This window comes from Serratia sp. H1w (genome assembly GCF_000633355.1).
In the GTDB taxonomy this organism is placed as follows: Bacteria; Pseudomonadota; Gammaproteobacteria; order Enterobacterales; family Enterobacteriaceae; genus Chania.
In genome coordinates, this window is the sequence record NZ_AYMQ01000091.1 from 1 (window position 1) to 11,963 (window position 11,963).

The 11,963-nt window shown below is 52.1% G+C and carries 12 protein-coding genes and 1 pseudogene; 11 read left to right on the forward strand and 2 right to left on the reverse strand.

Annotated features, from left to right (window positions below; genetic code table 11):
* Nucleotides 1-68: 68 nt before the first annotated feature.
* Nucleotides 69-593 carry a cytochrome b gene (locus U869_RS0120530; RefSeq protein WP_025123723.1) on the forward strand — a complete coding sequence of 175 codons (525 nt, stop codon included), beginning with the start codon at nt 69-71 and terminating at the stop codon, nt 591-593.
* A gap of 68 nt (nt 594-661) precedes the next feature.
* Here the strand turns inward: U869_RS0120530 and ypdK are convergent, their stop codons facing one another.
* Together ypdK and U869_RS0120540 are read right to left on the reverse strand one after the other, a co-directional pair.
* On the reverse strand, nt 662-736 hold the full coding sequence (gene ypdK, locus U869_RS31930; protein ID WP_115650769.1) for a membrane protein YpdK: 75 nt from the start codon (nt 734-736) through the stop codon (nt 662-664).
* Nucleotides 737-1,251: 515 nt separating this feature from the next.
* A complete protein-coding gene (locus U869_RS0120540) occupies nt 1,252-1,698 on the reverse strand; it encodes an antitoxin HicB (protein WP_025123722.1) in 447 nt (148 codons plus the stop codon).
* A 209-nt stretch (nt 1,699-1,907) separates the two neighbouring features.
* Between U869_RS0120540 and U869_RS0120545 the strand changes: the two genes are divergently transcribed.
* From U869_RS0120545 to U869_RS0120585, 10 genes and pseudogenes are all read left to right on the forward strand, one after another.
* The gene (locus U869_RS0120545; RefSeq protein ID WP_025123721.1) at nt 1,908-2,816 is read left to right on the forward strand and encodes a winged helix-turn-helix domain-containing protein; all 909 of its coding nucleotides are present in this window, start codon (nt 1,908-1,910) and stop codon (nt 2,814-2,816) included.
* A gap of 465 nt (nt 2,817-3,281) precedes the next feature.
* Complete coding sequence (locus tag U869_RS0120550; protein ID WP_025123720.1) at nt 3,282-3,827, forward strand: fimbrial protein; 546 nt, start codon at nt 3,282-3,284, stop codon at nt 3,825-3,827.
* A gap of 51 nt (nt 3,828-3,878) precedes the next feature.
* Complete coding sequence (locus U869_RS0120555; RefSeq protein WP_025123719.1) at nt 3,879-4,649, forward strand: molecular chaperone; 771 nt, start codon at nt 3,879-3,881, stop codon at nt 4,647-4,649.
* On the forward strand, nt 4,615-5,988 hold the full coding sequence (locus tag U869_RS32785; protein WP_115650768.1) for a fimbria/pilus outer membrane usher protein: 1,374 nt from the start codon (nt 4,615-4,617) through the stop codon (nt 5,986-5,988). Before U869_RS0120555 ends, U869_RS32785 begins: the two co-directional genes overlap by 35 nt.
* Complete coding sequence (locus tag U869_RS32790; protein WP_198530721.1) at nt 5,895-7,166, forward strand: fimbria/pilus outer membrane usher protein; 1,272 nt, start codon at nt 5,895-5,897, stop codon at nt 7,164-7,166. Before U869_RS32785 ends, U869_RS32790 begins: the two co-directional genes overlap by 94 nt.
* The gene (locus U869_RS0120565; RefSeq protein ID WP_025123997.1) at nt 7,157-8,281 is read left to right on the forward strand and encodes a fimbrial protein; all 1,125 of its coding nucleotides are present in this window, start codon (nt 7,157-7,159) and stop codon (nt 8,279-8,281) included. Before U869_RS32790 ends, U869_RS0120565 begins: the two co-directional genes overlap by 10 nt.
* Before the next feature lie 7 nt (nt 8,282-8,288).
* Nucleotides 8,289-9,089, forward strand: a complete 801-nt coding sequence (locus tag U869_RS0120570) for a molecular chaperone (protein WP_071998272.1) — start codon at nt 8,289-8,291, stop codon at nt 9,087-9,089.
* 158 nt (nt 9,090-9,247) lie between these two features.
* Nucleotides 9,248-9,457: a hypothetical protein gene (locus U869_RS0120575; RefSeq protein ID WP_029988487.1), complete on the forward strand. Its 210-nt coding sequence runs from the start codon at nt 9,248-9,250 to the stop codon at nt 9,455-9,457.
* 248 nt (nt 9,458-9,705) lie between these two features.
* Complete coding sequence (locus U869_RS0120580; RefSeq protein ID WP_025123715.1) at nt 9,706-10,782, forward strand: zinc-binding dehydrogenase; 1,077 nt, start codon at nt 9,706-9,708, stop codon at nt 10,780-10,782.
* Nucleotides 10,783-10,819: 37 nt separating this feature from the next.
* A pseudogene (locus U869_RS0120585) lies at nt 10,820-11,947 on the forward strand (MFS transporter); the annotation flags it as partial.
* Nucleotides 11,948-11,963: the final 16 nt, after the last annotated feature.

Consider the following 11,963-nt stretch of genomic DNA (forward strand, 5'->3'; position numbering starts at 1 on the left):
CCGGTCTGTACAGGGAGAGGGTGAGGGGAACAGTTTCCGAATGCCGTCTTTATTTCTTGGGAGTCTCTATGGCCGCTCGCTTCGCGAAATCACAAATCATCCTGCACTGGCTGACGTTGGTGATGGTGATCCTGACCTACAGTGCCATGCTGCTGAAGGACTCGGTGCCGGATGACAGCGTGGCGTTGGTGAAGGATCTGCACTTTAACTTTGGCCTGTCGGTATTTGTGCTGATGTTTATCCGCCTTGGGCTGCGCCAGCGCCATGCTACGCCGCCAATCACGCCGGCCTTACAGGAATGGCAGGCGTTAGGGGCGAAGATTTTTCACTGGCTGCTGTATCTGCTGTTTCTGTCGCTGCCGATATTGGGCTTCCTGACGCTGTCCTACGGTGGCAAACAGTGGATGCTGCTGGGTTGGCAGGTGCCGCAGTGGGTCACGCCCGATGCGGGTATCCGTCGTACGCTGAAGATGGTGCACGAAACCTTGGCAACGACGGGGTATTTTATCGTTGGTATTCATGCCCTTGCTGCGATTTACCATCACTATGTTCGTGGTGATGACACCTTGCGCCGGATGATGCCCGGTAAATAGTCCGTAGCGCAGAAACAACAAAGGGGCGCTTCTGCGCCCCTTTATCTCTGTACCTGGCGAGGTTGCGGTTAAGCAACCATCAGCATGAAGGTGCCTACCCATGCAACCAGCATGAATGAAACGCCCATCAGCAAATATTTCACGGAACAACTCCTTGTGGAGTCCTCGCAAGCCAACGATCCCGATTGTTGTCTGAGTATTTTGTGGCAAATCAGTAGCTGGAGGCGGGTGCTTCAATCAGAAAGAACCACGTCCTGAGCGATGATTTACCGGTCGTTGCGATTCAAGTTTCTTGAGGTAAACCAGGAATCACAACAGGATCGGCGCTAATGTACTCCCAAAATCCTGTCCATATCAATACTGTGTTTTTGATCACACTTTTTAGCGGTTTTTTACCCTGTCTGAAGGTGAGGGGCCGCCGTTTCAGCCCGATGACTCGGGCTTTATATTGTTGTTATTTTTTTACTGACGCGTCAGGCCACGGCGCTGACGCTGGCAATCAGGATAGCCCAGAACACCAGGCAAGAAAGCAGGATAGCGGCCCAGATATGACGACGATTAAGTTCCATTTTTAGCCTTCACTTTTGCAATCGGTAGGTAGTAGGGTAATTACCCTATCGGCGCAAAACGGCAAAAATTTACTCTCTGGGCAAACTATTTATTCTGTCGGCTGGCGGAGCGCCGCGACCGTGGTGTGCACTTCGCAGCCCAACAGAAACAGAGCCTGTTCAAGAGCTTCAACTTTTGAGGCATACGCCACATCCAGCAACCGATCGATCTGCGCGCCGTTAAGCCCCATCTGGCGGGCCAGCAGTGCTTTTGAGGTGTTGCTGCTTAGCATCAGGTTATGCAGTTCCAGCTTTAATTTCACCAGCACCGGCAAATGCAGGGCGATGTCACCGGCTTGCAACGCGGAGGCTGTGGGCACTGGAAGACCTTCCTCCATTTGGATGGCGATCGCCGTCAGCAGGCTTTCCTGGGCTTCCAGTTCGACGTCCTCACGTTTGTAGCAGGCGGCCTGCTGTTCGGGGAAATCGCGAAAGTTAATTTGCCAGGCGTCGCTTTCGCTATCGAAGGCGTAATGGGCGGGATAGTGGCAAGGCATCATATTTCCTGCTTGGGGAGAGTGAGCCGCATTGTGACCGGTTGGCGGCAATAATGCCAGAGTTTGGCGGGCTGAAAGGCGTCAGAACACTGATTGTACGGGCGTAAAACGGTCGATCGTCGAGCTGTGTATTTTTGATGCCCTGGCTGTGATTTATCTGAAATTCCTGCCAGAATTATCTTATAGGCCTAAAAAGAGTCGGGATTACTATGAAATTTAGATTTAACGACCGTGTGCTGTTTGATGATGAGAACGGAACGTTGGGGCCAAGCGACTTTTCCGATGAACCTACCCCTATTTCCAATCCTGCCAAACGCCTTTTGCTATTACTGATTGCTCACTACGGCAGGCCGGTTGAACGCGAAGTGATCTTTAAAAAGGTGTGGGACGATTACGGCATGATCTCCAGCAATAACAACCTTAATCAGTGCGTGAGCAAGCTGCGCCGGGTACTTAAGGTGATGGGGATCGATGATGAGGTGATTGCCACCGTGCCAAGGCTGGGATTTATGCTGCGGCGGGAGATCCTGGTTGAAACCCGCAATGAAGAGGATGGGCATTATGCCCCGCTCGTCCCCTCGCTGGAGATGGGCGAGGAGGCTTATGTGCCTGCAGGGGACGATCTCGATGCGGAAACGGTGGCCGAGAGCGATGACGATACGGCTGTGGAAATGGAGACAGACGAAGAACCTTATTTGCCATCAAGTAAGGATATACCCGCGCCAGCCAACAAGAAACGTATGGGTTGGGGGCTGGTCTGCGTGGTTGCCGGGTTGATCTTTGCGCTGGGAATTGGCGCCACCATGTACACCACCAATTCGCTTGCCAGGCAGGAGGTGTATCTCGGCAAGGCGGGGAGTTGTAAGGTATTTATGTCGACCTCCACACGGGCAGGCGCTCCCAGCCCCAGTCTGAATCAGGACATGCTGTCCTATGTCGAGCAGCGCAAAGCCGAATGCCGGGCAGATGAATATCTGCTGGTGGTACGCAGTAACCAGGTGCGCTCTTTTATTTCCGGCGTTACCCGCATGTTTTTTGTGCGCTGTACCATTGTGCGCGAACACAAAATCGAGTTTTGCGCAGGGTTGGAGAACGATCGTTCGCCGCTGTTGCAATAAAGTTAGGTAGAAAGTGATCCGGATCACGGCAATGATCGGCTGGTTTTGGTGGTAAGAAGTACGATAATGCGGCGAATTGTTTAAAATTTGTATGTTTAGAACATAAAACACACAAGTTTTTTGTGCTTAATCCTAATACCGAACAGAGTTTTGTTTATTAAATTTGGCCTTGTAGAGATTAAAATTAGATTTAAAATCTAAATAATTCTTGCTTGATAGTTAATGATTCTTTTATACCGCTTTGAGGTTAAGATTTTTCTCGTCAATGGGCTGGTTAGGAATTTTCTTATGTGGCTGGCTGATGACGTTAACCACGAACCCTACGTAACGATTCGTAGAGCGATGGAATGAAACAAGTACGGCAGGATGGTAACTAACGGACCGATGACAGTATAGCTTCTCGGGCGCACCAATCGGCAATGTGCTTTGTTAACTACAGTTATCTTGTAAAGGATTAGGATCATTATGAAATTTTATCAAGCAAAAACCACCCTGTTGGCTGCGGTTATCGGTATGACTTTTGCGGGCTCTGCCCTGGCAGCCGATGGCACCATTACCATTAACGGCACCATTACCGATACCACTTGCGACATTTCGGTCAACAACCAGGATAAAAACGCCACGGTGACGTTGCCGACCATTTCCGTCTCTGCGCTGCCAGCGGTTGGGGCCACTGCCGGGGCAACGCCTTTTAGCATCGCACTGAATAACTGTGCGGGTGCCACGCTCAATACGGCCAGCACCTTCTTTGAAGCCGGTGCCAACGTTGATCAAACTACCGGGCGCCTGAACAACTCGGCATCGGGCACGGCGGGCAACGTCCAGGTTCAACTGTTGAACGCCAATCAGGGCGCCATCATGGCGGGTAGCGCACATAGCCAGGGCGATGTGACAGTTGATATCAGTAGTGGCGGTGGCGTCATGAACTATTTCGCTCGTTACTACGCAAACGGAGTGGTCACGCCAGGAACGGTCAATACCCAGGTGGATTACACCATCATCTATCTGTAAGACATCCAGCGGGGGATGAGGATTAACTCATCCCTTTCGGAGGGCAGCGCCATGTTAAGAACCTTGTTTACCGTTTCCACCCTTACCTTGGCGCTGACATGGACAGCCGTCGCTGATGCTGGAGTGATCATCAACGCCACGCGCATTATTTATCATGAAAAAAGCGGCGAGGCGATCGCACAACTGCGCAACCAAGGGCCCAGCCCGGTGTTGGTCCAGTCCTGGATTGATAACGGCGACGTCAAATCCAAACCCGATACCGTCAAGGTTCCTTTTACCCTGACGCCTCCAGTTGCCCGTATCGATCCGGGTAAAGGACAGGCGTTGCGTATTGCCCGTACCGGCAGTGGGTTACCTGGCAATCGGGAATCCCTGTTCTGGCTCAATGTATTGGAGATCCCGCCTAAGGCATCGCAAAAAATAGCCGCTGGCGACAATCTGATGCAGTTTTCTTTCCGCACGCGCATCAAGCTGTTGTATCGGCCGGATAATCTGCCAATGTCTCCGGCTCAGGCATACGAAAAACTGGATCTGAGCCTGCGCAAAGGGGCGACGGGCTATGAAATTGTCGCCAAAAACCCATCGCCTTATTACCTCACCTTCCGCCAGATTGAAGTGCGTACTGCCAAAAATGCGCCAGTGCTGGGCGATTTGGGGAAAACGCAGGAAAGGATGGTGGCGCCATTTGGTGAGTTGGTGATGAAGGTTCAAGGAATGAAATCGGCACCTTCAGCAGGCGTAAAAGCATTTTACAGCCTGATTGATGATTTAGGCGGGGATAATAAAAATGAGCGGACCTTGGCGGGCAGTAGCAAGTCTTGATTGGCAGCCCCCTTTTCTCAACTTCGTATGCCTTGCGGGAGCCATTCTATTGGCTCCTTCAACGTTGGTTTATGCAGATGACACCGACGTTATTGAGTTCAATGAGTCTTTTCTGCGTTCTTCCGTTGATGTCAGCCAGTTCTCCAATGGTAACCCGGTAGCGCCGGGAATTCACCGCATCGATCTCTATCTAAACGATCAATGGAAAGGGCGGCAGGATGTCAATTTCTCCCTGGCCTCGCCGCAAAGCAGCATCGCTCAACCCTGTTACGATCTAAAACTGCTGAGTCTCTTCGACCTTGCGCCGGATAAGCTGAGCAAGGATGTGCTGTCACGATTGCAGCAAGGGGAGCAGTGTATTGCACTCAATGAACTAATGCCGGGCGTAGAGGGTAATTTTGATAGCGGTGGTCAACGGCTGGATGTGCGTGCGCCGCAGGCTATGCTACAGCATGAAGCCCGTGGTTACGTCAGCCCTGAGCTTTGGGATAACGGTATCACTGCGGCCACCTTGCAATACGACTACAACGCCTACCGTGCCGAGCACTCTGACGCATCAACGCAAACTACCCAGTTTTTAGGATTGCGCGGTGGGCTGAATTGGGACGTGTGGCGTCTGCGTTACCGTGCTTCGGCCAACTGGAACGATGACGAAGGTTTTCGCTACCAGAGCAATGAAACCTACCTGGAGCGTCCCCTGGTTGGCTGGCGTAGTCGACTGGTGCTGGGGCAATCAACTACCGACGGCCAGGTTTTTGACAGCGTAGGGTTTATCGGCGCGCAAGTCAGCTCGGACGATCGGATGTACAGCGATTCCCAACGCGGCTTTGCCCCGGTGGTACGTGGCATCGCCAATACCAACGCGCTGGTGCGTGTCAGCCAACGTGGCAGCCAGATTTATGAAACGACAGTCCCGCCGGGGCCGTTTGTCATAGACGATCTTTATCCTACCGGCAGCGGTGGCGACCTGCTGGTTACGGTGACCGAAGCCGACGGCACGGAACGCAGCTTTACCGTCACCTATGCGTCGATAGCCGAGCTGTTGCGGCCGGGCGTGACCCATTATTCACTGATGGCGGGAAAATATCGCAACAACTCAGTCAACGAAGAGCCGGTTATTGCGATGGGCACCTTGCGGCATGGTTTTACTAATCTGCTGACCGGTTATACCGGCGTGATTGGTGCCGAAGGCTATGCGGCAGCTTCGGGGGCTTGGCGTTCAATACCGATTTTGGTGCGCTGTCGGTGGACATTACTCAGGCACAAACGCAGTTTGATCATCGCCCTGACGAGCAAGGGCAGAGCATACGTTTTACCTATGCGAAAATTTTGCCGGTAGTGGATACCAACGTGACGCTGGCCAGCTATCGCTATTCCAGCTCCGGGTTTTATAACGTGGATGACGCCATGCTGCTGCGCGATCGCGACAATTTCGACCGCGGGTTTACCGACTATAACAGCTGGAAACGACGTAATCGTTTCCAGATTAACGCCAGCCAGTCATTGCCGGAGGGGTTTGGTACCGTTTCTTTGAATGCCAACGTGCAGGACTATTGGGATCATGACCAGACCGACAGCGAGTATCAGCTCAGCTATAACAATCACTATAACAAGCTGAACTACGGCATTAATTTCGCGCGCACTCGCAATCTGGCGACCGGAAACTGGGATAACAAGGCCATGCTGACCCTGTCGATCCCGTTGGGAAGCAGCGCTCGTGCGCCTAACCTGACCAGCAGCTATATTCAGCAAAAAGATCATCAAGGGCTGCAAAATTCGCTGTCTGGCAGCCTAGGTGAGGATCGACAGTACAACTACAGTGCTTTTACCAACTACGATTATTATAAAAATGGCAGTAACCAGGTCAGCGGTGGTGTGAACGGTTCATGGGCGGCGCCTTACGCCTTCGTAGGGGGCAGCTTCTCCGCGGGCAAGGGGTATCAGCAATATGGCGCGAATATGTCCGGTGGGCTGGTGGCTTACAGCGGCGGCGTGGTGTTTACGCCAATGTTGGGGGAAACCTCGGCAATCGTTGAGGCAGAAAACGCCAAAGGAGCCAGAGTCACCAACTACAGTGGCTTGCGCTTGGATAGCAGCGGCAAGGCCGTGGTGCCTTACCTCAGCCCTTATCGCCAGAATACCGTGGAGTTGGATCCGAAAGGGCTTTCCCGGGATGTGGAACTGAAATATACCAGCCAGAAGATCGCACCGACCGCAGGAGCCGTGGCGCTATTACGCTATGAGACGGAAAGCGGCTACTCAATCTTGGTGACGGCCCGTGATGTGGCGGGTACTCCGTTGCCTTTTGGTGCGAACGTCTCCGATGAGCAACAACGCAACGTGGGCTATATCGGACAGGTTGGTGAAGGCTTACTGCGGGTGAATCACCTGCAAGGCAAACTAGAGGTGAAATGGGGGGAAGGGGCCGGAGAAAGTTGCCGGTTCAGCTATCAACTGCCTGCCGTATCGCCTGGGGATGAACAGGACTATCGCCGCCTGGAGGTTATATGCCAATGAAGCAACCACCGATATTGACCCGCTGGTTTACCTCGCTGAACTTCAGACGGCAGAGTAAGTGCCTACTTCTTGGTTTGGTGTTGCTGCTTGGCTATGCCGCAGCGGCCAGTGCCGAAGGGTATGCCATCAACTGCGTGCGTAATAGTGGTTACTATCAGTTTTTCGATACCGCCACCATCGAGATCGGCAAAGACAGCGCCGTGGGCGACGTGCTGGGGCCCTGGATCAGCTCCTACAACTCCACGGCCTGGAATTGCACGCCTAATAGCGGCTATCAACAGCCGGTGCAGTTCAGCGTACAGGGCTACCCTCCTTACACCACGCGCAATACCATCGTGGTCGATGGGCAAACTTACATGCTGTATAACACCACGGTAAAAACGGGCCTGGGCTATATCGTCCGCTGGCGTTATACCTTGAATGGCAAGACGACCAACTGGCAGCCGCTGACCATCGCTACCGGCGGGCAACAGACCCATGCCGAATCCATCACCGTTAACTACAGCGGCAATAAATTCTATTTGGGCGTCGATGCTCAGGTGCGCTTCGTCAAGACCACTACCGGCCTGACCGCTGGTGCCATTCCCTTATTCGATCCGATTTATCTGCGGCATGTTCAGACGTACAACGGTAGTGCAGCACCGGGCGATCTGACTTACATGATTGCCCAGTTCAAAGCCGGTGGGACCATTGCCACCGGCGGTACGTGTACCACGCCAAATGTGAATGTCGACCTGCCGGAGGCCAGCGTCAGTCAGTTCAACGGTGTGGGCTCGGTGGCGGGGCGTAAAGCTTTTGAACTGGCGTTCAACCAATGTCCGGCAGGTTTGGCCAGCATTGGTTACAGTTTTGCGGCTACGACCCAAGTGCTGGATGTTGCCAATGGTGTAGTGGCACCGAATGCCACTTCAAGCGCTAGCGGTGTCGGGATCCAGTTGCTGCGGGGCAACAACCAGCCGGTGACGTTTGGCACCACTTATCTGTTGGATAACTATGATAGTTCGGCCAAGGCCAACTATCGTGTTCCGATGCAGGCGGGTTTATTCCAGGTAGGGAATTCGGTCACCGCAGGCACGGCCAACACCGCAATCACGTTTACGCTCAATTACAAGTAGGGTGAAGATGGCCACTATCTATGGTTTCTCGTCACAATATTGCAGGCTTGGACGTTGGCTATTGATCGCAGTGATGGCTTGCTCTATTCCGTTGGCTCACGCCGAGATTTACCTGGGGGCTACGCGCCTGATCGTGAACGCCAAGGATAAAGAAGCGACGCTGCGCGTGACGAATGAGGGCCGCTCGGCGGTATTGCTGCAAGTTTGGGTAGACAATGGGGATAGTGAAGCGGCACCGGAAAAGATCGCCACGCCGTTTACCGTAGCGCCGCCGATCTTGCGCCTGGAGGGCAAGCGTTCGCAACGCCTGAGGGTGCTGTTTACCGGCGCAACCACTACTCTGCCCAACGATCGTGAGTCGGTGTTTTGGCTCAACGTGTTGGAAATCCCGCCGAAAGTGGCCAGCAATAGCGCTAGCCAGATGCAGATGTCGTTTAGAACCCGGATCAAACTATTCTATCGGCCGCTGTCATTGCAGGCGATGAACACGGCCAATGTTCAGGATCAACTGCGTTTTAGCCTGGTAAAACGGGGCGGCAAGCCGGTATTACAGGTCAGTAATCCAACGCCGTTCCACCAGACATTGCTTGAAATCACTCTGGGCCGCAATAAGCAGCAGGCTATTGCCACTCTGGTACCGGAAAATGGCATGGTTAACCCCAAGGGGCAGGCTGATTTCGCCTTGCCGCTGGCTAAAGGCCCAGTGAGTGCGGGTATGACAGTGTTTTACTCGGTACTTGACGATTTTGGCTCGGTGGTAACGGCAGAGCAAGTCTTGCAGGCTGAGCCATCTTCCTCATCGCGCTAGGCATTACTGCGATCGCTGTCCATTTTTTGTTCATATCGCACGTATGGCGTATTATTTTTACGCGTTGCGAGTATTCTTATAGGTGCAGTACATTTAACGAGCGGTTGTCATCTTGCTTGTGGTACGCCAACTTTACTGTAAACGTTGAGGAGGAGATCATGGATACTTTGGAAAAGTGCTATGTCTATGCCAAGAACACCAGCAACATGGATTTTCTCGCATCTACGGTAGCATTCTTGGAGTTTCAGGGGCGTGAAGTTAACGCTAACAACGTGGCAGGGAATATGTCACGCGAACAGAGCGATAGCTTTTTCGAGCGACTGAATCACTATCGTTCGATCTATAAAAAACAGACCCAGCCAGCTTAAAGCTCCTAAGGCCCCGGATTCGGGGCTTTTTTCTGATTGTCGCTCCCGCAATGTACTTCTTGCTAACTCCCCTCTACCAAAATTCCTGCCAATCCACATCCTGATGTACGGGGTTTCCTCGTTTTGTGATCTAATCTGCGAAACAAATAACAAAATCTGTGTTTCACAGATTTTATGTTGACTGCTTTCCTCATCCGTACAATTATTGTGGTCAATGAGTCAAGACTAACACCACCAGGAGAATTTCGATGAAAGCACTAGCACGGTTCGGCAAGCCGTTTGGCGGCTACAAGATGATTGAGGTTGCACCACCCGTTTGTGGGCCAGATGATGTGGTGATTGAAATCAAGGCTGCCGCCATTTGTGGGGCGGATATGAAACACTATAAGGTTGAAAATGGTTCTGACGAGTTGAATTCGGTGCGGGGCCACGAATTTGCCGGTGATATTGTTGAGGTCGGCAAAAACGTCAAGGGTTGGCGTATCGGCCAGCGGGTGGTTTCCGATAACAGCGGCCATGTCTGCGGCGTATGCCCGGCGTGTGAACAGGGCGATTTTCTGTGTTGCACAGAAAAAGTCAATCTTGGTTTGGATAACAATCAATGGGGCGGCGGTTTTTCCAAATATTGCCTGGTCCCAGGGGAAATCCTCAAGATCCATCGCCACGCCCTGTGGGAAATTCCTGCCAATGTGAAATACGAAGAGGCCGCCGTACTGGACCCGATCTGCAATGCTTATAAAGCCATTGCCCAGCAGTCCAAATTCCTGCCGGGCCAGGATGTGGTGGTGTTCGGCACCGGGCCATTGGGGCTGTTTGCCGTGCAGATGGCCCGCATCATGGGGGCGGTCAACATCGTCGTGGTCGGCCTGGCGGATGATGTCGCCATTCGCTTTGACGTGGCCAAACAGCTAGGGGCAACGGCGGTTGTTGATGCCTCAAAAGAAGACGTGGTCGCAACCTGCCAGCAGATCTGCGGCAAAGACAATCTGGGGCTGGTGATTGAGTGCTCTGGAGCCAATATTGCCTTGAAACAGTCGATTGAAATGCTACGTCCCAATGGTGAGGTGGTGCGTGTCGGCATGGGCTTCAAGCCGCTGGACTTCTCCATCAATGACATTACCTCTTGGAATAAAAGCATTATTGGCCATATGGCTTATGACTCTACCTCTTGGCGCAACGCCATCCGCTTGCTTGAGTCTGGTGCCATTAAGGTGCAGCCGATGATTACCCACCGGATTGGGCTTTCTGAATGGGAAACGGGCTTTGATGCCATGGTCGATAAGACCGCGATTAAAGTCATCATGACCTACGACTTCGAAGATTAGCGCCGGATATTTGTCGATTGCGAAGGAAACCATTGTCATGGAACAAACATATAAACCTAATTGTGGGGCAAGGCTAGACCGGTTACCTGACAGCCGCTGGCATTATGGCATGTTTGGTATGGTTGCATTTGGATTACTGGTCTGTTGGAGCAATGCGGTTGGCGGGCTGATCCTGGCCCAGTTGAAAGAATTAGGTTGGACTAATAATAATACCAGTGCGGCATTCTCAGCCATTACTACCGCAGGCATGTTCGCCGGTGCATTAATCGGTGGCATTATTGGGGATAAAATTGGCCGACGTCGAGGCTTCTTACTGTTTGAGTCGGTACATATTATCTCGATGGTGGTCGGTGCCTTCTCACCTAATATGGACTTTCTGATTGCCAGCCGCTTCTTTATGGGTTTGGGTCTTGGCGCTTTACTGGTTACATTATTCGCCGGTTATACCGAATATATGCCGGGACGTAATAGGGGAACCTGGTCTAGCCGGGTTTCGTTTATCGGCAACTGGTCATATCCAATCTGCTCTTTGATTGCCATGGGGCTCGGTGCCTGGCTTTCTACCGAATGGAACTGGCGGGTACAGTTGTTAATACCGTCGTTACTGTCGTTAATCGCTACCTATATTGCTTACAGGAAATTCCCGGAATCTCCGCGCTGGTTGGAAACGCAAGGCCGTTATGCCGAAGCCGAAGCAATAATGACGGCAATTGAAGAAAAAATAGTTAGTGAAACGGGTAAACCTTTACCGCCGGTAACGTTATCAACACCACAGCCATCAAAGTCACTCCCTTATTCTGCCTTGCTGAAAGGAGTGTTACTTAAACGCGTTATTCTGGGCTCGTTCGTGCTGATCGCCATGAACGTGGTGCAATATACGCTGATTAACTGGTTGCCAACTATCTTCATGACTCAGGGGATTAACTTAAAAGACTCTATTGTGTTAAATACCATGAGCATGTTCGGCGCGCCTTTCGGTATTTTCATCGCCATGTTGATTATGGACAAGGTCGCCAGAAAAACCATGGGGGTCGGGCTACTGCTGCTTATTGCTGTGTTGGGTTATATCTACTCTCTGCAAACCAGTATGTTGATGATCACCCTGATTGGCTTCTTTTTAATTACCTTTGTTTATATGTATGTCTGTTATGCCTCAGCGGTCTATACCCAATAAACCTCAA